Raw genomic sequence first — 19,047 nt, 5'->3', positions numbered from 1 at the left:
GACGGCCGTGCGCGCACGGATCGAGGTGACCGGCAGCGAGGACGTCCAAGCGGATGTGGCTTCGCTGCGGGAATGGCTCGACGGCGAGCCGAAGCTGCGTGGTGCCGTGCACCGCGAACCCGCGCCCCTGCGCGATGACGAGATGGGCGGGGTAGCGGACGTGCTCGTCGCCGCGCTCGGCGACGGCGGGGCGATCGCCGCGCTGGCCGCCGCGGTGGGCACCTGGCTTGGCACCCGCCGCAGCAAGGTGACCCTGCGGGTGACCGGCCGGGACGGGGAGACGGTGGAGGTGGACGTCCAGTCCAAGAACGCGGAGGCCGTGCTCCGCGCGGTGCTGGAAGATCCTGAATGACCGCACGCCTGCCCGATCCCCAGCGCTCCAGGGCACTCCTGGTGGGCGTGAGCTCCTACGACGAGCTGCACGACCTGCCCGCGGTGTCGCGCGATCTCGACGACCTGCACGCGGTGCTCACCTCCCCGGAGGGCACCGGCCTGCCGGCGGAGCACTGCGAGGTGCTGCGCGACCCGAAGGACGAGACCGAGGTGGGGACGGCGCTCGCGCGGGCCGCGGCCGAGGCCGAGGACGTGCTGTTCGTCTACTACGCCGGCCACGGCCTGATCTCCGGCGCCGACAACAAGCTGTACCTGGCGACCAAGGGCACCAAAGAGCAGACCGTCAGCACCTCCGCGCTGCCCTGCACCGAGGTGCGCCAGGCGATCCGGACCAGCAGGGCCAAGGCGAGGGTGCTGGTGGTCGACTGCTGCTTCAGCGGCAGGGCCATCGAGCAGACCATGTCGGGCCGCGCCGAAGTGGTGTTCGCCGGAGTGGACGTCGAGGGTGCCTACATCCTGACCGCCACCGCGGACTCCCAGACTTCGCAGGCACCCGAAGGCGCGACGCACACCTTGTTCACCGGGGCGTTGCTGACCGCGCTGCGCGACGGGGTGCCCGGCGCCGGACCACTGGTCACCCTCGGTGCGCTGGCCGGGTGGCTCAAGGACGAGATGGCGAAGCAGTCCGGTCCCACGCCGAGGAACCGGGACGACGGAAGCGTTTCCGAACTGGCGCTGGCGCCGAACCAGGCCGGTCGGGTGCTCGCCGTGCGGGCGGGCCGGGACCGGGCGGAGGAGCGGCTGCAGGCGCTGGCCAAGGCCGAAGTCGACGCGGAATCGGAGTTCCAGGTCGTGCGCGACAAGATCGTCACCACCGACCGGCCGCCGGGCCGGCCCGCTTCCGCCGGGCTGCGCGAGCGGCTCGACCGGCTGGACGAGCTGACCGGGGCGGGCCACTGGGCGGGCGCCGGGGACGAGCTGACCGCACTGCACCGGGACATCGAGGCGGCGGGCGAGGCGCTCGCCGAGCGCCTGGCCAGGATGTCCGGACTGCTGGAGCGGCGGGAAGAGCTGCGCGGCAGGCTGTCGATCTACCTGGCAATGGCGGTCCGGCTCGGCATCGCGGAACACGACGAGGTCTCCACCCGGCACACCGCCGCCCGTGAACTGCTCTGGACCAAGCCCTGCGACCTGAGGGCGGCGACCATGGCGGTGGCGGCCTACCAGAAATCGGTGGTACAGCAACGGGAGCGGCCGCGATGAGCATGTGCGTGCGCGCGGAATGCCTGGGCAGCTACCTCGAAGACGGTTCCTGCGACGAGTGCGGTTTCGTCAGACCGGGTCCCGCCACGTCGCCGCCCGCCGCGCCCGTGCCGAGCGGGTCGGCTCGGTCGGCTGTGTCTTCTCGGTCGTCGCGGTCCTCCGGGCGCACCACCCCGGGCGCGATCAGGCACCGCGGCCTCGTCACCGAACAGGTCGAGCTGCCCAGCTTCGTCCCCCGGAACCCGGCCGACGCCGTGCTCACCGACCCGCAGGTGCCCTACCGCCGCCGCATCTGCCCCAAATGCGAGGAGCCGGTCGGGCAGCCGCGCGGCGACCGGCCCGGCCTCGTCGAGGGATTCTGTCCGCGCGACCGCCTCCCGTTCTCCTACAAACCCGCCCTGGAGCCGGGACAGCGGCTCGACCGGTACGAAGTGCTCGGCTGCCTCGCCTACGGCGGGTTCGGCTGGATCTACCTCGCCCGCGACCGCAATCTCGGCGACGAGCACGCCGAGCGCTGGGTCGTCCTCAAAGGACTCATCAACCAGGGCGACCCGGACTCGGTGGCAGCGGCGGTGAACGAGCGGCGCTTCCTGGTCGGCGTGGACCACCCGAATATCGTCAAGATCCACGACTTCGTCCGGCACACCGATCCCCGCTCCGGCACCGTGACCGGTTACATCGTGATGGAGTACCTCGGCGGCCGGACCCTGCGGGACATGTTCCAGCGCAACCGCGACGACCGGGGCGAGCTGGCGCCGCTGCCGGTGCCGGTGGTGCTCAAGTACGCCGACGAGATCCTCGGCGCGCTCGGCTACCTGCACCGGCGCGGCCTGCTGTACTGCGATCTCAAGCCGGAGAACGTGATGCAGGTCGAGCAGCAGGTGAAGCTGATCGACCTCGGCGCGGTGCTGTCCGCCGACGGCGGCGGGTCCGTCTACGGCACCGAGGGTTACCAGGCCCCGGAGGTCGAGGACGAGGCGGACCCGCGGCGGCCCGCGCCGGACACCGACCTCTACACCCTCGGCCGCACCATGGCGGTGCTCAGCTTCCCGTTCGCCGGGTTCACCGGGACGTACCGGCACAAGCTGCCCGATCCCGCCGAGGTGGAGGTGCTGGCGGCCCAGGAATCCTTCCACCGCTTGCTGAAACGGGCCGCGCATGCCGACCCGCGGTACCGCTTCCAGTCCGCCGAGGACCTGCGCGACCAGGTTTCCGGGGTGCTCGCGGAGGTGCTGGCCGCCGAGCGGGGCGAGCCGGAGAGCGTGGTCTCCACCCTGTTCACCCGCGAGCGCCGGGTGTTCGGCACCGGCACCGGCGTGATTTCCGCGGCGCCGGTGGAGCCGGTGACCTGGGCCGACGTACCGCTGTGCCTGCCGAGCCCGCTGGTCGACCCGGCCGACCCGGAGGCCGGTTTCCTCGCCACCCTGGGCAGTACCGCCCCGGACCGGCTGGTGGAGACCCTGCTCGGCAGCGGCCAGCGCACCCCGGAGGTGCTGCTGCGCCTCGTCGACGCGCACATCGCCGCCGGCGACGTGGCGGCCGCCCGTGCCGACCTCGACGAGTTCACCGCCGCGGTGCCGGAGGACTGGCGCAGCGACTGGTACGGGGCGCTTGCCGCGTTCGCCGACGCCGACCCGGAGCAGGCGGCGGTCCGGTTCGACGCCGTCTACGCGGCGCTGCCCGGCGAGCTCGCGGCCAAGCTCGCGCTGGCCGCCGCGGCGGAATGGCACGGCGACACCGGGCGGGCCGAGCGCCTCTACGCCAGGGTGTGGAGCACCGACGACTCCTACGTCAGCGCCGCCTTCGGCCTGGCCCGCACGCTGCTCGCGCGCGGGGAACGGGCGGAGGCGGTGACGGTGCTCGACGGGGTGCCGGACAGCTCGACCCACCACGTGGCCGCGCGGGTCGCCGCCGTCCGCGCGCTGATCGGCGAGGGGGCGTCCGGGGCCGACCTGGAAGCGGCGGCGGACCGGCTCGGTGGGCTCGACCTGGACACCGAACGGGCCGTGCGGCTGAGCATCGAGGTGCTCACCGCGTCACTCGCCGCCAGGCCGGCCCAGCTCGACGACGCGGCCGTGCGGGACAACGAAGAGAACCGGCTGCGGGCCGGGCTGGAGGAGAACTACCGGCGGCTGGCCAAGCTCACCACCGACCGCGACCTGAGGTCCCGGCTGGTCGACAGGGCCAACGAGGTCCGGCCGAAGACGCTGGTGTAGCCGTGACCACCGAAACCCGCTCCTGCCCGCACTGCGCTTCCGGGGTGCGGCCGCAATGGCTGTTCTGCGAGGGCTGCGGCCGGGACCTGAGTCCACCGTCCGATCTGGACATGAGCCTGCTTTTCTCTTATGGCACCGGGTTTTCCGACGGTCAGACCCTGGACATGGGGCGGGTCGCCGCGGTCACCGACCGGGGCCACCACCGCGGCCGCAACGAGGACGCGGTGGCGATCGGTACCCTCGGCCAGGTTGGCCAGGTTTCCGCCGCGGTGGTCTGCGACGGGGTCGCGTCCTCGCCGCGTTCGGAAACCGCGGCGAAAGCGGCCACCGAGGCGGGCCTGCGGGAGTTGCTCGCGGCCACCGCGCGGGGTGACTCACCGCGCACCGCGACGATCGCCGGCGCGATCGCCGCCGGCGTGGCCGCGGCCGATCTCGGGGACCCCGCCGAGGACGATCCGCCTTGCTGCACCTACGTTTCCGCGCTCGTCAGCGGGGGCACTGCGGTGGTCGGCTGGGTGGGGGACAGCCCCGGCTACTGGGCTGGTGCGGCCGGTCTGCGCAGGCTCACCGTGGACGACTCGATCGACGGCAGGCTGGCCGCCGAGGGGGTGCCACGGGCCGACCCGCGCCGCGCCGGCTCGCGGGCGCAGGCGCTCGAGCGCTGGCTCGGCGCCGACGCCGGTGCGGTGACGCCGAAGGTGCACCAGTTCGCCCCGGACGCGCCCGGCCTGCTCGTCGTGTGCAGTGACGGGCTTTCCCGCTATGTCGACACCGGCGTGGTCGCCCCCGCCGGGCACACCTGTTCGCCGGCCGCGGCCGTGCGGACCCTGCTCGGCCGGGCGCTGGCCGCGGGCGGGCACGACAACGTGACCGTCGCGGCACTGGCCTGTCCCGGTCCCGGAGATGCCGGAGGTTCCCCGCCATGACGGAGCTGCCCAACACACCCGAAACGGCCCAGCCGCTCGGTTTCGAGGTGCACGTCGACCAGAACGAGTACCTGCCCGCCGGCGGGCGGGTGATGGACGCGGTGGTGTCGGTGACCCTTTCCGGAGCGTCGCTGGAGCCGCCGGTCGAACCGGGTGCCGGGCCGCGGGTGGCTCAGGTGATCATGATCGACTGCTCCGGGTCGATGGCGGGCAGCAAGATCGTGCAGGCCAAGCTCGCGGTGGCCGCGGCCGTGGAGTCCCTGCGGGACGGCGTCGCGTTCGCGGTGGTGGAGGGCACCGAAACCGCGCGGATGGTCTATCCGTCCGTGCGCGAGTTCGCGGTGGCCTCGGCGGCCACCCGCCGCGCCGCCACCGAGGCGGTCCGCGGCCTGAGGGCGGACGGGGGAACCGCGATCGGCTCGTGGCTGCTGCTGGCCGCGGAGCTGTTCGCCGGCGCGCCCGCCCGGATCCGGCACGGGCTGCTGCTCACCGACGGGCGCAACGAGCACCAGACCACCGCGCAATTCGAGGATGCCCTTCACCGCTGCGAAGGCGAGTTCAGCTGCGACGGCCGCGGAGTCGGCACCGGCTGGGAGGCCGAGCCGCTGGACCGGATCGCGGACGTGCTGCTCGGTTCCGCGAAGGGGCTGATCGAGCCGGCGGCGCTGGCGGCCGAGTTCCGCGCGGTCACCGAGACGCTGATGGGCAAGTCCGCCGCGGACGTCTCGCTGCGGCTGTGGACCCCCGCGCACGCCCGGCTTCGCTTCCTCAAGCAGGTCTTCCCGCGGATCAGCGACCTCACCGGCCGCGGGATCGAGGTCACCCCGCGGGTGCGGGCCTACCCGACCGGGAACTGGGGCGCGGAGACCCGCGACTTCCACCTGTCGATCGAGGTCGAGGCTGGCAAGGTGGGGGAGGCGCTGGTCGCGGCCAGGGTGCGGATGGCCGCCGGCGGGCAGGAGTCCGCCGAGCAGCGGGTTCGGGTGCAGTGGACCGAGGACCCGAGGCTGTCCACCCAGATCAGCCCGCAGGTCGCGCATTTCACCGGGCAGGCCGAGATGGCCGATCTGCTGCGGGACGGGCTGGCCGCCAAGGCCGCCGGCGACCTGCCAAGGGCCACCGCCCGGCTCGGCCGCGCGCGCGAGCTGGCCGAGGAGCACGGCAACACCGAGGCCCTGCAGCACCTCGACCAGTTGGTGGAGCTGGACCGGGGGACGGTGAAGGTGCGTTCGGACATGGCCGCGGTGATCGAGGAAATGGCCAAGCTCGAGTCGAAGCGGACGATCCGGGTCAAGAAGAGCACCGGAGGTGAAGATGCCGACCTGTCGTAAGGGGCACTTTTCGGGTGATCCCGCGGTGTGCGAAGTCTGCGGCACCGACTTCAACGAACCGCCGCCGCCCGTCCGCGAGCCGGAGCCGGAGCCCGCGCCGGAATGGGACTGCCCGAACGGGCATCCCGGGCAGACCGGGCAGTTCTGCGAGGACTGCGGTTACGACACGCAGCTGCCGCCGGACGCGCCGGAACAGACCCGGACCGCACCGTCCAGTGCGTCCTGGACCGCGGTGGTCAGCGCGGACCGCGAGTACTACGACCTGATCCGCGCCGAAGCGGGCGAGCTCGAAGTCGACTTCCCGCGCTTCCTGCCGCCGCGCCGGTTCGACCTGCGCGGCGAGTCCATGCTGATCGGCAGGGCGGACCCGGCCCGCGGCATCGCACCGGAGATCGACCTCGGCGGCCCGCCGGAGGACCGCGCGATAGGCAGGGCGCACGCGATGCTGGTGGCGCAGGAAGACGGCTCCTGGGCGGTGGTCGACCTCGGCTCGGTGAATCGGACCCAGGTGAACGACCGGACCACCGCGATCAAGCCCAACCAGCCGGTGGTGCTCGGCGACGGCGACCGCATCTATCTCGGTGCCTGGACCGTCATCACGATCCGGTCCAGCCGCACCTAGCTCCCCGTGTTTGCCGCTCCGGTCGCTGTGTTGGCTGTCCGCGACGCCGAGTTGGCCGTCTGCGACGCCGGGTTGGCCGGCTCGGATAGTCGGTCGCTTCCCAGTGGCCGCCGCGAACGGCCAACTCACTGACGGGAGCGACCAACACGCCGACGGGAATGGCCAACACGATGCGGGAGTTTCAGGTGTACTCGAACGGGTGACTATTACTATTGTTTCAATTAAACGACTATTCGTGCCCTCGTGGAATGGTCGGGTCGCTCGATTGTGTTTAATACGGCAAGCGGGCAGCCGTGCGGAGATCCGGCCACCCGGATGCCGGAGCGAGGCGACTAATGGTGACCGGTTAACTCCGCAGTCGGGGCTGCTCGGAGCGCTCAAATAGCCGCTATCCGCTGCCGGTGCGCTGCCGTAGCGTTTCCCGTCGGGCGTGCACCCCATTTTCCATCGTATTTCCGTTGTCCTTGGAGGCTGTTCATGAGTCGACGTTCTCTGCATGCAATCGTTGCCTTTTCCGGTGCCGCGGTCACCGCGGCCGCACTGGCCACTCCGGCGGCGGCAACGCCGGCACTGGGCGAGTCCGCGGGCCCGGCGGCGCTGGCCGCCGCGCACGACTCGCTCAGCCAGCGGCTCGGCGGGACCTTCGCGAACTCCTGGCTGGACATCGCGACCGGCCGACTTGTCGTAGGTGTCACGGACTCCGCCATGGTGGCCGAGGTCCACGCGGCGGGCGCGGTCGCGAAGGTGCTGCCGCGCAGCGCCGCCCAGTTGAAGGAGATCCAGTCCACCCTGGATCGAAGAGCCGGCACGGTGCCGGACACGGTGGCGGGCTGGTACGTCGACGCGCCCGCCAACGAGGTGGTGGTCAGCGTGGTGAACGAGGACGCGGCCGGGCTGGCCTGGGCGCGTTCCGCCGGGACCGGGCCGCTGCGGGTGGAGCGGGTCGCCGAGGCGCCGCGTCCACTGTGGAATGTCATCGGCGGGCAGGCGATCTACTTCGGCGGCGGCCGGTGCTCGGTGGGGTTCAACGCCTACAACGAGGACGACGACGATGACCGATTCGTGATCACCGCCGGGCACTGCACCGAACTGGGCGGCACGGTACGGGGCACCGGCGGCACCGTCGGCCCGGTGGCAAGGTCTTCCTTCCCCGGCAACGACTACGGCACGATCCGGGTGCGAGAGAACGACGTGGACACCCCGCCGCGGGTGGACCGGTACGACGAAGGCTCGGACGTGCGGATCCAAGATGACGACGTGGTCGAGATCAACGGCCGGGTCTGCCGGTCCGGGTCCACCACGGGCTGGCACTGCGGCCGGGTGCGGGCCTACGACCAGACCGTGAACTACGGCAACGGCGACATCGTGCACGGTCTCACCCAGACCGACGCCTGCGCCGAGCCGGGCGACTCCGGTGGCTCCTTCGTCAGCCGTCCCGACTCGGACAGCAACCAGGTGCAGGCGCAGGGCATGACCTCCGGTGGCTCCGGCAACTGCGGTTCCGGCGGCATCACCTTCTTCCAGCCCGTGCGGGAAGTGCTCAACCGCTACGACCTGAAGCTGGAAACCGACTGATCCCCTTCGGCGAGCGCGCGTCCCGGCGCGCGCTCGCCTCGGCGGGAATCAGCGTGAATGCGCGGCGAAGAACCGCATGATGATCGGTGTCGCGTCCAGCGCGGCGGGCTCGTCGGAATCGGGGTTCGGTGAAGTGCTCGGCCAGTCGTGCGCGAGGTCGTCGAGCCGGTAGTGCTCCAACGCGCCGCGGGCGCGGCAGCCGTGCCAGCGCTGAAACTCCACCCCATCGAGTGGCGTGTGGACCCGCGGCCGCGGTGCGCAGCCGTCGCGTTCGGCCCAGGCGCTCAGCCAGTCCGGCAGCGGCGGCAGTCCTTTCACCGGGTCTCCGGCATAGGGAATGGTGCGGTCGGCGCCGCCGTGGAAGTCCAGGATCGGCACCGGGCGGTCCGGATGGCAGACGCCAGCCTGCGGGTAGAAGGCGCCGGAAACCGGGGCGAAGGCGGCGATCCGGTCACCCATCCGGCAGGCGAGCAGGCCGGTGAAGCCACCGCCGTTGGACTTCCCGGTCGCGTAGATCCGGCGGGTGTCCACGCAGAGGTCGCGCTGGAGCCGGTCCAGCAACTTGCCGGTGAACAGCACGTCGTCGACCGGCGCCGAGTAGGGCGCGCCCTGCCAGGCGGTCTTCTCCTCGCCGCCGACCACGCCCTGCGGGTAGACCGCGATCGTGCGGTAGGCCGAGACGCCCGACAGTTCCTCTTGGTAGGCGGAGGTCCGGCCCTGGCCGTGGAAGGAAAGCGTCAGCGACTGCGGGCGCCAGGCGTGGTAGTCCGGCGGCAGGTGGATCAGATAGCTCCGGCGCAGCCCGCCGACCTCGATCTCGCCGGGCACGGTCCGGCCGGGAGCGATGCCGGGTGCCCGGCCGCAACCGGTGGACGGTCTTCCGTGGTCTTCGGTCTGCGGGGCGGCCGTGGCGGCCGGGGTGCTGGCCACGGTCAGCAGCGCGGCGGCCAGTGCGGACAGTGCGGCCTGCGCCGGGCGAAGCCGGTGTGGACGGCGCCGCGCCGTCGGCGAAAAGGTAGGCATCGTTGCCTCCAGTGGAACGTGCGCACTCGTGGGGCGGTGCGGTCTCGGCAGAGTATGCGGACGGCGGCGGGCGGGAGCGGAGGTTGTGTTCATTTTGTTCACCGCCGGCACAGGGCTGGACGGCGGCGGAATTCTCGTTACCCTGAGAGCCCTCGCTGCCGGTGCCGTCCGCGACGCATACCGACCTGCGCGCGAAACGGGGCCACACATGGGAGCAGCAGCCGGGACCGGTTCGGGCGACGAGCCGGTCGCCAGGGCCGGCGCGCGGTTCCCGTCCGCGAAACAGCTCGAAAAGCTGGCCGCCCGCGAGGACGGTCAGGAGGACGGCGAGCCGAAGGTCCGTCGGATGCGTGGTCGCCTGCGGCCTTCAGGTGCGCGTTTTCCCTCCGCGAAGCAGTTGGAACGCTATGCCGAGCCGGAACCCGAATCTGAACTTGCACCCGTGCCGGAACCCGAAACCGTCTCGGAACCGCCGGCCGAGGCCGTGTTCAAACCGTCCCCGGTGCCGCGCGAGTTTCCCCGGCCTGAGGTCCGCGAAGAGTTCTGGGAAGCCGGGGACCCGCCGGACGAGCTCGCCGGTCAGCGCGTCCGGCCTTATGTGATCACCAGGGGGCGTACGCGTTCTTCGCGCAGCCTGGCGATCGAGACGCTCGTGTCGCTGCGCGCGGATGCCCGTTGGGCGGGCGTGGCCGACAGCACCGAGTTCCAGCCGGTGCGGGCACTGCTGCAGCGCGCGCCGCTGTCGCTGGCCGAGGTCGCCGCGACGCTGGCGATGCCGCTCGGGGTGGCCAGGGTGCTGCTGAGCGACATGGCCGAACTCGACCTGCTCCACATCCACGACGCGGAACGGGCGGGGGAGGACGGCGGCCCGACACTGGCCCTGATGCGGCGGGTGCTCGACGGCCTGAACCGGCTCTAGACCGGTCCAAGAAACTTCTGAAGATCTTCTCCGCTTTAGGACAGAACCTGGCCGGAACGCCTTCTAATGTGGTCCTCAACAGACAACGAAGGAAGGCGAACACCGTGACCACCACCCAGACCCGCACCGAGACCACTGCGGCGACCAACCCGACCGGCGAGCGTGCGGACCTGCTGGCCGTACTCGCGAAGCACCGCTTCTTCCTGCGCAACACGCTGCGCGACCTGACCGAAGAGCAGGCGTCGCAGCGCACCACGGTGAGCGAGCTGAACCTGGCCGGCCTGATCAAGCACGTCGCTGCGGTGGAGCAGGCCTGGATGCGGTTCGTGCTCGGCGGGGCCGAAGCGATGGAGGCCGGTCAGGCGGAGGCGGATTGGGCGAACGGGTTCCGGCTGGTGGACGGCGAGACCCTGGCCGGAGCGCTGGAGCACTACGAAGAGGTCGCCAAGCAGACCGACGAGATCGTGGCGAGCCTGCCGGACCTCGACGTCAGCCGCGAACTGCCGAAGGCGCCCTGGTTCGAGCCCGGCGCGCGCTGGTCGGCTCGCCGGGTGCTGCTGCACCTGATCGCGGAGATCGCCCAGCACTCCGGGCACGCCGACATCATCCGGGAGTCCCTCGACGGCGCCAAGAGCATGGGCTAGCGCCCCGGTTTCCCGGCCGTGAAGTGTCCACACTGGACACTTCACGGCCGGGACGGGTCAGTCCCGGAGTGCCGTCGCGACGGTGTCGGTGAGCGGGGTGGTCGGACGGCCGATGAGCGCGCGCAGCTCGCCGGAGTCGTCGGCCAGTTCGCCACCGCGGATCCCGCGGTCGGAGTCCACCAGCAGGTCGGCGTACGGCTCGGGCAGGCCGGCGCCGAGCAGGATCTCGCGGTGCCGCTCGGCGGGCACGTCCTGGTACTCGACCGGCCTGCCGACGGCCCGGCTCAGTTCGGCGGCGAGCTCGGGATAGCTCCACGAGGTGTCCCCGGCCAGCTCGTAGACCTTGCCCCGATGGCCGTCGCCGGTCAGCACCACCGCGGCGGCCTCGGCGTAGTCGGCGCGAGTGGCGCTGGAAATGCGGCCGTCACCGGCGCTGCCGGCGAAGGAGCCGGATTCGGCGGCCTGCGCGATCGGCTGCAGGTAGTTCTCGGTGTACCAGCCGTTGCGCAGGAAGGTGAAGGGCACGCCGGAGCCGCGGATCAGCTCCTCGGTCGCCTTGTGCTCGGGTGCCAGGCCCAGCGTGCTCGTCTCGGCCCGCAGGATGCTGGTGTAGACGAGATGGCCGACGCCGGCCTCCTTTGCCGCGTTCACCACGGCGGTGTGCTGCGGCACCCGCCCGCCGACCTCGCTGCTGGAGATCAGCAGCACCTTGTCCGCGCCCTTGACGGCCGCGGCCAGTGCCGCCGGGTCGCCGTAATCGGCGGCCCGCACGTCCACTCCGCGCTCGGCCAGGTCGGCGGCCTTGGCCGGGGTGCGCACGGCCACCGCCAGCTCGGTGGCCGGGATCTTCTCCAGCAGGCTTTCCACGACCAGCCTGCCGAGTTGTCCGGTCGCGCCGGTGACAACGATCATTTCGGTTCTCCTCGGGTCGAGTACTTACCGACAGTTTGCACTAACTCTGAGAAAGTGCAAACTTTGGGTGAGTACAGTCACTGGTATCGTGGGTGGTATGACCGAGGCACCGCAGTGGGTGGACGAGCACGGGCAGCTCATTTACGACGTGTTCGCCAAGGCCTGCACCTCCAGGACCACGCTGGAGCACGTCACCGGCCGCTGGGGCATCCTGGCCATGACCGCGCTGCAGGAGGGCACCCTGCGCTTCAACGCGTTGCGCCGCCGCGTGGACGGCGTCAGCGAGAAGATGCTCGCCCAGACCTTGCACGCGCTGGAGCGCGACGGGTTCGTGAACCGCGAGGCGCAGCCCGTCATCCCGCCCAAGGTCGAGTACAGCCTCACCCCGTTGGGACGGCGGACCGCGGACAAGCTGCGCGAGCTGCTGGAGCTGGTGGAAAGCCAGATGCCGGAGGTGACGGCCGCGCAGGCCCGCTACGACGAGGCCAAGCGCGGCTAGCCTTCCAGGCCGGTGCTCGTAAGCTCCACTGTGGAATGTCACTGTGGAATGTCCGGGAAGGACCGGAAGGGGTCGAGGTGGACGCCCGGCAGCTGGAGTACTTTCTCGCGGTCGTCGATCACGGCGGGGTGAACCGGGCCGCGACGGCGCTGTACCTTTCGCAGCCTTCGCTGTCCCAGGCGATCCGGGTGCTCGAACGGGATCTCGGGCAGGACCTGTTCGACCGGGTCGGCCGCCGCCTGGTGCTCACCGACGCCGGGCGGGCGCTGGTGGAACCGGCCCGGCAGGTGGTCCGCGGGCTCGCTGCCGCGCGGGCCAGCGTGCGGTCGGTGGCCGGGCTGGAGGCCGGGCAGGTGGAGATCGCCGCGATGCCGTCGCAGGCGGTGGAACCGCTGGGCGGCATGATCCGGACCTTCACCGAACGTCACCCGGGCCTGACCGTGACGATCCGGGCCGCGTTCACCGCCACCGGGGTGATCGAGATGGTCCGCGGCGGGGTCACCGAGCTGGGCCTGCTCGCCAGCAGCGACCGGCCAGCCGCGGCCGGGGTGGACCTCGATCTGATCGGCACTCAGCGGTTCGTGCTGATCGCGCCCGCCTCCGGTCCGTTCGCCGACGGCGCCGTGGTCCGGCACGAGCAGCTCGCCGGGCGGCGGCTGATCGTGGGTCAGCCCGGCACCGGGATGCGGCGGCTGGTGGAGGAGATCCGTGCCGGCGGGGTGGAACTGACCGAGGTGGTCGAGTCCGAGCACCGGGAGGCGATCCTGCCGCTGGTGCTCGGCGGGGTCGGGGTGGCCGTGCTGGCCGATTCGTGGGCTCCGCTGGCCAGGCGGGCCGGTGCGCTGGTGCTCGACCTCCAGCCGCCCGCGTACCTGCATCTCGCGCTGGTCAGCCGGAAACCGCCGCGCACCCCGGCCGCGACCGCGTTCCTGGCCGCCGCCCGCGAATTCGCCGGTATCAACAAGCGCTGATAGGCCGGGCCTATAACACTGGCCGGGAACGCGTCTTGGACGCGGACGCGCCGCCGGTGGTGCGATCTCCGGCATGGTTACGCACCGAATCGCGCTCATCCCGGGTGACGGCATCGGCCGTGAGGTGACTCCGGCCGCCCGTGCGGTACTGGACACGGTGGGCGCCCGCCACGGGGTGAAGTTCGACTACGACGAGTTCGACTGGTCCTGTGCGCGCTTTCGCCGCGAAGGCGCCATGATGCCCGACGACGGTCTCGACCTGATCCGCCACCACGACGGCATTTTCCTCGGCGCGGTGGGCGATCCCGCGGTGCCCGACCACGTTTCCCTGTGGGGCCTGCTGATCCCGATCCGCCGCGGTTTCCGGCAGTACGTGAACCTGCGCCCGGTCAAGGTGTTCGAAGGCGTGCGGAGCCCGGTCCGGAACGCCGTCGCGGGACAGGTGGACTTCGTGGTGGTCCGGGAGAACGTGGAAGGCGAGTACAGCGAGATCGGCGGCAGGCTCAACCGCGGGTTCCCGGAGGAGCTGGCGGTGCAGGAGGCGGTGTTTACCCGCGCCGGGGTGACCAGGGTGCTCGACTACGCGTTCGCCCTTGCCCGGCGGCGGCGAGGACGGCTCACTTCGGCGACCAAGTCCAACGGGATCGTGCACACGATGCCGTTCTGGGACGAGCTGGTCGCCGGGCTGGCACCGTCCTTTCCGGACGTGGGCTGGGAGCAGGAGCACATCGACGCGTTGTGCGCCAAGCTGGTGCTCGATCCGGCCCGGTTCGACGTGATCGCCGGTTCCAACCTGTTCGGCGACATTCTCAGCGATCTCGCCGCCGCCGTCGCGGGCAGCATCGGCATCGCGCCGGCCGCGAACATCAACCCGGAACGGGACTTCCCGTCGATGTTCGAGCCGGTGCACGGTTCCGCGCCGGACATCGCCGGCAGGGGGATCGCCAACCCGCTCGGCGCGATCTGGACCGCCGCGCTGCTGCTGGACCACCTCGGCCACGCCGAAGCCGCCGCCGAGGTGGAGCACGCGATCGCCGCAGTGCTGGCGGAAACCGGGATCCGGACCCCCGACCTCGGTGGCACTGCCGGCACCGAGGAGTTCACCAAGGCCGTTCTGGAGTACGCCGGGGCGTGAAGCCCGGACCGCACGTTGCTCGACGAGGAGGAACGATCATGGTCGCACCGGAGCCCGGGGCCGCCCGGAAACCCTGGTACCGCCAGCTTTACGTCTGGGTGCTCGCCGCCATCGCGCTCGGCGTCGGGGTCGGCTTGCTGTGGCCGTCCTTCGGCGCGTCGCTCGAACCGCTCGGCAACACCTTCATCGCCGCGATCAAGATGGTGATCGCGCCGATCGTGTTCGTCACCGTGGTCACCGGCATCGCGAGCGTGGACAGCCTGCGCCGGGTGGGCAGGCTGGGCGTGAAGACGCTGCTGTACTTCCAGGGCGCGACGTTGACGGCGATGCTGCTCGGGCTGGTCGCGATCAACGTTTTCCGTCCCGGCGACGGGGTGCACGCCGATCCGTCGCGGATCGAGGTGAGCGACTCGGTCGCGGGCCTGATCGACAAGGGCGAGCACGAGAGCTGGTGGCACTTCCTCACCGACATCGTGCCTTCGAGCATGGTCGCCCCGTTCGCCGAGGGCAAGGTGCTGCAGGTGGTGTTCATCGCGATCATGGCCGGGATCGCGCTGAACGCGGTGGGTGAGGTCGGCGAGCCGGTGGTGGACGGGCTGCGCCGGGTCAGCGCGGTGATCTTCAAGATGCTCGGCTACGTGATGTACGCGGCGCCGGTGGGCGCGTTCGGCGCGATGGCCTACAGCGTCGGCAAGTTCGGCACCGGCACGCTGGCCGGTCTCGGCAAGCTGATCCTGGTCTTCTACGGCAGCGCCGCCTTCTTCGTCATCGTGGTGCTCGGGGGAGTGGGCGCGCTGATCCGCGTCAACATCTTCAAGCTGCTGCGCTATTTCCGCGAGGAGCTGCTGCTGGTGCTCGGCACTTCGTCCTCGGACGCGGTGCTGCCGAGGCTGATGACCAAGCTGGAACGCCTCGGCGTGCCGCGGGACATCGTCGGGCTGACCGTGCCCACCGGGTACTCGTTCAACATGGACGGGATCGCGATGTACCTTTCGCTGGCCGCGGTGTTCATCGCGCAGGCCACCGACACCCCGCTCTCGCTGGGCATGCAGCTGGCGCTGGTGGGCGTGATGATCCTGACCTCGAAGGGCTCGGCCGGGGTGACCGGTGCCGGGTTCGTGATCCTGGCGGCGACCCTGTCCACCACGGGCACCGTGCCCGCCGCCGGGATCATGCTGATCTTCGGCATCGACAAGTTCATGTCCGAGTGCCGGGCACTGGTGAACTTCTGCGGCAACGCGCTCGCGTCACTGGTGATCGCCCGGTGGGAGGGTGTACTCGACGTCGCCCGCGTACGCCGGAGGCTCGACGGGTCGCCGGATGAGACGGTGGCAAGGGTCGAACCAGTGGAGGTCAACAGGTGAGGGTGCCGGGTTTCGAGTACCGCAGGGTCGAAGTGGAAGGGGTCGGCATTCACTGCGCGGTCGGCGGGGACGGGCCGCCTTTGCTGCTGCTGCACGGTTATCCGCAGACCCACCTGATCTGGCACCGGGTGGCGCCGGTGCTGGCGGCCGAGTACACGGTCGTGCTGGCCGATCTGCGCGGCTACGGCGACAGCGACAAGCCCGAGCCCGGGCCGGGTGACGCCGAGTACGCGAAACGGGCGATAGCCAGAGACCAGCTGCTGCTGATGCGGGCGCTGGGCTTCGAGCGGTTCGGGGTCGCCGGGCACGACCGCGGCGGCCGGGTAGGGCACCGCCTGGCGCTGGACTTCCCGGCGGCGGTGGCCGCGCTGGCGGTGCTGGACATCGTGCCCACCCGGTACACCTTCGCGCACGCGGACAAGGAGTTCGGGCTCGGCTACTACCACTGGTTCTTCCTCGCCGCCGGCAACGGCATCCCGGAGCGCCTGATCGGCGCCGACCCGGAGTTCTGGGTCAGCGCCAGGATGTCCGCCCGCCATCACGGCGGCACCCCGTTCGACCCGGCGGCGATGGCCGAGTACGTGCGCTGCTTCAGCGACCCCGCCGCGATCAGGGCGTCCTGCTCGGACTACCGCGCGGCGGCGTCGGCCGACCTGGCGGACGACGACGTGGACGCCGCCGCCGGGAGGAAGGTCGGCTGTCCCACCCTCGCGCTGTGGGGTGAGCACAGCTTCGTCGGCCGCAGCTATGACGTGCCCGCCGCGTGGCGCGAGTACGCCACCGACGTCCGCGGCGAAGCCCTTCCTTGCGACCACTACCTTCCCGAAGAACAGCCCGATCGCACCGCGGCCGCCCTCCGCACCTTCTTCACCCCGCTCCACCCAGGCAAATAGCCGGCTTTTTGCCCTGATGGCAGGGGGGCGAAAAGCCGGCTATTTGCCCTTGAGGGGAAGGGCTATCGGTCCATGAGGGTGAGCATTTGTTGGATCTGGGCGGTGCGGGACTCGACGATCCGGTTCGCCAGGCCTTTCGCGTCCGGGCTTGCCCCGTCCTTGGCCTCGTGCTGAGCCATTTCGACCGCGCCGTGCTGGTGCCCGGTCAGCATGCTCAGGAACCTGGTCTCGAACTCGGCGCCGGTGGTGGCGGCCAGCTCGGCGATCTGGTCCGGGCTGGTCAGCGGGAGGCCGCCGTGCTCGGCGTGGCTGTTCGGATCCATGCTCGTCTCGACCGGCTGGTTCCAGCGGCGGAGCCAGTCGGTCATGGTGCCGACTTCGGACAGCTGGGTGACCTCGATGGCCGCGGCGAGCTCGCTGACCTCTTTGCGGGTGTCGTGGCTCTTCGCCAGCTTGGCGATCTCCACGCCCTGGTTGTGGTGGATGATGGCCATCTGCAGGAACATCACGTCCGCGGGGTTGAACTCCCCGGCGGCTCCGGGAGCGGACGCCGCGGCGGGCGCGGGCTCGGGATGGGCGCCATGACCGGGCGGATGGTGGGCCGAGTGCTGGCCGCTTCCGCAGCCGGCCAGCAACAGGCCGGCGGTGAGCAGGACGAGCGAGTAGCGCTTCATGGGCGTCGTCTCCCGGGGACGGGGCCGCGGCTCGCGCTCCGGCCGGAGCGCGAGCCGCTCACCGATGGGTCAGCTGCGCTCCCAGAGCGCGGGCGTGGCGCCCGGGTCCCAGCCGGCCAGCGCGGTGTGCGACTGCAGGCAGCGATACCCGGTGCCGTTGTAGGTCACCTGGCTGCCGGCGGAGTACGCGGTGCCGGTGGCCCAGGTGCCGGTGGTCGGCGGGGTGCTGGGCGGGGGAGTGCTTGGCGGCGTGCCCGGCGTGCTGCCCCCGCCGATCTGCAGGTCGACGCAGGAGTAGAACGCGTTCGGGGTGTCCGCGATGTTCCAGATCGCGAGCAGCTTCTGCCGTCCGCTGGCGTTGCCGAGGTTGACCGAGTGCGACACGGTGGAGCCCGGCTGCTTGCCGCCGTCGTCGAACAACGCGACCCGGGTGCCGCCGAGGTAGTACTCCCAGGTGCTGGTGGCGTGCCGCGCGGTGATCACCCAGTTGAAGTTCACCGTGCTGCCGACCGAGGTGGCCGGCCAGCCCCGGTTCTCCTGGTCGAGCACGGCGAACTGGGAGTTGCCGCCGCTGCAGCTGCGCAGCCCCTTCGGCCCTTCGACGCTCTGCGGTTCCCACTTGATCGCGCCGCAGTCCGGCACCTTGTTCTGCGCGCACAGAGCCTGTCTGCTCGGCGGCGAGGAGATGTAGCCGTGTGCGCTGGCCGAGACGGCCGGCATGCCCAGCACGATCAGCGGAGCGATGCCGGCACCGGCTGCCGCCGCGATGAGCTTTCGTTTCACGTTCATGTCAGGCTCCTTCTCCGAGCACGCGCATCCGCGGGTCCCAGGTGGGGTGAAGCGCACCGGTGCCGCAGGGAGCTGGTGCATCCGGTGCCGTGCGGGGAGCGCGGGATCCTCTTCGGCAGGTGGTCCATAACCCTCACGGGTGTGGTCTAGACCATAGGGCGGGTGCTGGGGGATGGTCAACAGACGAAGGTATTGGGGGGACACCCCGCAGCGGTTGTGCGATCCGGGCAGCGGTCATACCTTGAAGGTCCGCTATCTGTCGTTCGGCTTCGGCTCCGGCGGAGACCGAAGTGCTGGAGCCGGTGAGTGTTCCGGAGGTCGCGGCATGAAGCCCCGTGTGCTGATCGCCGGTCTTGGCAACGCCTTCCTCGGTGACGACGCGTTCGGCGTCGAGGTGGCCAGGCGGCTCGCGGAGGCAGCGGTACCGGCCTGGGTGCAGATCGCCGACTACGGCATCGGCGGGATGCGGCTGGCCTGCGACCTGCTCGGCGGCTACGACACCACGATCCTGATCGACGTGGTGCCCCGTGGCGGGAAACCGGGCACGGTCTCGCTGATCGAGGCCGGCCGCAGCGGCGGCTCGGTGGACGCGCACGGGATGCGGCCGGACGCGGTGTTCCGGATGCTGGAGCTGCTCGGCGGCGACGCGGGCGAGGTGCTGGTGGTCGGCTGCGAACCGGGCCACATCGGCCAGGGCGCCGAGCTGAGCCCGCCGGTGGCCGCGGCGGTGGACGAGGCGGTCCGCCTGGTCGCCGACCTCGCCTGGGGCTGCGCCCCGGAAAACCCGCTGGCCCTGACCGCCGAAGCCTGACCCCCGCGCGAGTCCCACACTCGAGCCCCCCCGAGTCCCACATTCGACGCCCGCGAGTTCCACACTCGCGGGCTTCTTCCCGTCCGGCCACCGACGAGTTGTCATGTCTTGACAGCTAAAGTTGTCGGTGAGACGGTGGCGGCATAC

General features: G+C 71.1%; 19 protein-coding genes. 15 read left to right on the top strand and 4 right to left on the bottom strand.

Annotated features, from left to right (window positions below; all coding sequences use genetic code 11):
• The first annotated feature begins 7 nt into the window (after positions 1-7).
• The 7 genes from AMYNI_RS43430 (at position 8) to AMYNI_RS0102950 (ending at position 8,266) form a co-directional block, all read left to right on the top strand.
• A complete protein-coding gene (locus AMYNI_RS43430; RefSeq protein ID WP_020666482.1) occupies positions 8-352 on the top strand; it encodes an effector-associated constant component EACC1 in 345 nt (114 codons plus the stop codon).
• The gene (locus AMYNI_RS46975; RefSeq protein ID WP_051116263.1) at positions 349-1,596 is read left to right on the top strand and encodes a caspase family protein; all 1,248 of its coding nucleotides are present in this window, start codon (positions 349-351) and stop codon (positions 1,594-1,596) included. The genes AMYNI_RS43430 and AMYNI_RS46975 overlap by 4 nt, the downstream gene beginning before the upstream one ends.
• A complete protein-coding gene (locus tag AMYNI_RS0102970) occupies positions 1,593-3,812 on the top strand; it encodes a serine/threonine-protein kinase (RefSeq protein WP_020666481.1) in 2,220 nt (739 codons plus the stop codon). Before AMYNI_RS46975 ends, AMYNI_RS0102970 begins: the two co-directional genes overlap by 4 nt.
• Before the next feature lie 2 nt (positions 3,813-3,814).
• Positions 3,815-4,738 carry a PP2C family protein-serine/threonine phosphatase gene (locus AMYNI_RS0102965; protein ID WP_020666480.1) on the top strand — a complete coding sequence of 308 codons (924 nt, stop codon included), beginning with the start codon at positions 3,815-3,817 and terminating at the stop codon, positions 4,736-4,738.
• Positions 4,735-6,069 carry a VWA domain-containing protein gene (locus AMYNI_RS0102960; protein WP_020666479.1) on the top strand — a complete coding sequence of 445 codons (1,335 nt, stop codon included), beginning with the start codon at positions 4,735-4,737 and terminating at the stop codon, positions 6,067-6,069. Before AMYNI_RS0102965 ends, AMYNI_RS0102960 begins: the two co-directional genes overlap by 4 nt.
• On the top strand, positions 6,053-6,691 hold the full coding sequence (locus AMYNI_RS0102955; RefSeq protein WP_026359984.1) for an FHA domain-containing protein: 639 nt from the start codon (positions 6,053-6,055) through the stop codon (positions 6,689-6,691). The genes AMYNI_RS0102960 and AMYNI_RS0102955 overlap by 17 nt, the downstream gene beginning before the upstream one ends.
• A gap of 477 nt (positions 6,692-7,168) precedes the next feature.
• Positions 7,169-8,266 (top strand): S1 family peptidase, encoded by a 1,098-nt coding sequence (locus tag AMYNI_RS0102950; protein WP_020666477.1) that lies wholly within the window; start codon positions 7,169-7,171, stop codon positions 8,264-8,266.
• A gap of 48 nt (positions 8,267-8,314) precedes the next feature.
• Here the strand turns inward: AMYNI_RS0102950 and AMYNI_RS0102945 are convergent, their stop codons facing one another.
• Positions 8,315-9,289, bottom strand: coding sequence for a CE1 family esterase (locus tag AMYNI_RS0102945; protein WP_020666476.1), 975 nt, complete (start codon positions 9,287-9,289; stop codon positions 8,315-8,317).
• A 208-nt stretch (positions 9,290-9,497) separates the two neighbouring features.
• Here AMYNI_RS0102945 and AMYNI_RS0102940 point away from each other — a divergent pair, with 208 nt between their 5' ends.
• Together AMYNI_RS0102940 and AMYNI_RS0102935 are read left to right on the top strand one after the other, a co-directional pair.
• Positions 9,498-10,208 carry a DUF742 domain-containing protein gene (locus AMYNI_RS0102940; protein WP_020666475.1) on the top strand — a complete coding sequence of 237 codons (711 nt, stop codon included), beginning with the start codon at positions 9,498-9,500 and terminating at the stop codon, positions 10,206-10,208.
• A gap of 104 nt (positions 10,209-10,312) precedes the next feature.
• Positions 10,313-10,852 carry a DinB family protein gene (locus tag AMYNI_RS0102935; RefSeq protein ID WP_020666474.1) on the top strand — a complete coding sequence of 180 codons (540 nt, stop codon included), beginning with the start codon at positions 10,313-10,315 and terminating at the stop codon, positions 10,850-10,852.
• 57 nt (positions 10,853-10,909) lie between these two features.
• Here the strand turns inward: AMYNI_RS0102935 and AMYNI_RS0102930 are convergent, their stop codons facing one another.
• Positions 10,910-11,764 carry an SDR family oxidoreductase gene (locus AMYNI_RS0102930; protein WP_020666473.1) on the bottom strand — a complete coding sequence of 285 codons (855 nt, stop codon included), beginning with the start codon at positions 11,762-11,764 and terminating at the stop codon, positions 10,910-10,912.
• A gap of 97 nt (positions 11,765-11,861) precedes the next feature.
• Between AMYNI_RS0102930 and AMYNI_RS0102925 the strand changes: the two genes are divergently transcribed.
• The 5 genes from AMYNI_RS0102925 (at position 11,862) to AMYNI_RS0102905 (ending at position 16,626) form a co-directional block, all read left to right on the top strand.
• A complete protein-coding gene (locus AMYNI_RS0102925; protein ID WP_020666472.1) occupies positions 11,862-12,263 on the top strand; it encodes a winged helix-turn-helix transcriptional regulator in 402 nt (133 codons plus the stop codon).
• 35 nt (positions 12,264-12,298) lie between these two features.
• Positions 12,299-13,234, top strand: coding sequence for a LysR family transcriptional regulator (locus AMYNI_RS0102920; RefSeq protein ID WP_245573858.1), 936 nt, complete (start codon positions 12,299-12,301; stop codon positions 13,232-13,234).
• 73 nt (positions 13,235-13,307) lie between these two features.
• Positions 13,308-14,369: a tartrate dehydrogenase gene (locus AMYNI_RS0102915; protein ID WP_020666470.1), complete on the top strand. Its 1,062-nt coding sequence runs from the start codon at positions 13,308-13,310 to the stop codon at positions 14,367-14,369.
• A 38-nt stretch (positions 14,370-14,407) separates the two neighbouring features.
• Positions 14,408-15,733, top strand: coding sequence for a C4-dicarboxylate transporter DctA (gene dctA, locus AMYNI_RS0102910; protein ID WP_020666469.1), 1,326 nt, complete (start codon positions 14,408-14,410; stop codon positions 15,731-15,733).
• Entirely contained in the window at positions 15,730-16,626 is an 897-nt protein-coding gene (locus AMYNI_RS0102905; RefSeq protein WP_020666468.1) for an alpha/beta fold hydrolase, read from the top strand. Before dctA ends, AMYNI_RS0102905 begins: the two co-directional genes overlap by 4 nt.
• Positions 16,627-16,688: 62 nt before the next feature.
• Here AMYNI_RS0102905 and AMYNI_RS0102900 read toward each other — a convergent pair whose 3' ends face one another.
• Both AMYNI_RS0102900 and AMYNI_RS0102895 read right to left on the bottom strand, forming a co-directional pair.
• Positions 16,689-17,300, bottom strand: coding sequence for a DUF305 domain-containing protein (locus AMYNI_RS0102900; protein WP_020666467.1), 612 nt, complete (start codon positions 17,298-17,300; stop codon positions 16,689-16,691).
• A gap of 69 nt (positions 17,301-17,369) precedes the next feature.
• Positions 17,370-18,089, bottom strand: coding sequence for a lytic polysaccharide monooxygenase (locus tag AMYNI_RS0102895; RefSeq protein ID WP_020666466.1), 720 nt, complete (start codon positions 18,087-18,089; stop codon positions 17,370-17,372).
• Between the two features lie 325 nt (positions 18,090-18,414).
• On the opposite strand from AMYNI_RS0102895, the gene AMYNI_RS0102890 reads away from it, so the two are divergent.
• A complete protein-coding gene (locus AMYNI_RS0102890; RefSeq protein WP_020666465.1) occupies positions 18,415-18,900 on the top strand; it encodes a hydrogenase maturation protease in 486 nt (161 codons plus the stop codon).
• The last annotated feature ends 147 nt before the right edge of the window (positions 18,901-19,047 follow it).

The sequence above is a fragment of the Amycolatopsis nigrescens CSC17Ta-90 genome (assembly GCF_000384315.1).
GTDB classification, from domain to species: Bacteria; Actinomycetota; Actinomycetes; order Mycobacteriales; family Pseudonocardiaceae; genus Amycolatopsis; species Amycolatopsis nigrescens.
The sequence above is the reverse complement of the archived record's forward strand: the minus strand, read 5'-3'. Positions and strand labels throughout refer to the sequence as shown.

Coding starts and splice junctions, on each gene's coding strand:
- AMYNI_RS0102895 (WP_020666466.1), bottom strand. CDS start 18,089: ATGAACGTGAAACGAAAGCTCATCGCGGCGGCAGCCGGTGCCGGCATC.
- AMYNI_RS0102925 (WP_020666472.1), top strand. CDS start 11,862: ATGACCGAGGCACCGCAGTGGGTGGACGAGCACGGGCAGCTCATTTAC.
- AMYNI_RS0102915 (WP_020666470.1), top strand. CDS start 13,308: ATGGTTACGCACCGAATCGCGCTCATCCCGGGTGACGGCATCGGCCGT.
- AMYNI_RS0102930 (WP_020666473.1), bottom strand. CDS start 11,764: ATGATCGTTGTCACCGGCGCGACCGGACAACTCGGCAGGCTGGTCGTG.
- AMYNI_RS46975 (WP_051116263.1), top strand. CDS start 349: ATGACCGCACGCCTGCCCGATCCCCAGCGCTCCAGGGCACTCCTGGTG.
- AMYNI_RS0102920 (WP_245573858.1), top strand. CDS start 12,299: ATGTCACTGTGGAATGTCCGGGAAGGACCGGAAGGGGTCGAGGTGGAC.
- AMYNI_RS0102940 (WP_020666475.1), top strand. CDS start 9,498: ATGGGAGCAGCAGCCGGGACCGGTTCGGGCGACGAGCCGGTCGCCAGG.
- AMYNI_RS0102890 (WP_020666465.1), top strand. CDS start 18,415: ATGAAGCCCCGTGTGCTGATCGCCGGTCTTGGCAACGCCTTCCTCGGT.
- AMYNI_RS0102945 (WP_020666476.1), bottom strand. CDS start 9,289: ATGCCTACCTTTTCGCCGACGGCGCGGCGCCGTCCACACCGGCTTCGC.
- AMYNI_RS0102900 (WP_020666467.1), bottom strand. CDS start 17,300: ATGAAGCGCTACTCGCTCGTCCTGCTCACCGCCGGCCTGTTGCTGGCC.
- dctA (WP_020666469.1), top strand. CDS start 14,408: ATGGTCGCACCGGAGCCCGGGGCCGCCCGGAAACCCTGGTACCGCCAG.
- AMYNI_RS0102950 (WP_020666477.1), top strand. CDS start 7,169: ATGAGTCGACGTTCTCTGCATGCAATCGTTGCCTTTTCCGGTGCCGCG.
- AMYNI_RS0102960 (WP_020666479.1), top strand. CDS start 4,735: ATGACGGAGCTGCCCAACACACCCGAAACGGCCCAGCCGCTCGGTTTC.
- AMYNI_RS0102970 (WP_020666481.1), top strand. CDS start 1,593: ATGAGCATGTGCGTGCGCGCGGAATGCCTGGGCAGCTACCTCGAAGAC.
- AMYNI_RS0102955 (WP_026359984.1), top strand. CDS start 6,053: ATGCCGACCTGTCGTAAGGGGCACTTTTCGGGTGATCCCGCGGTGTGC.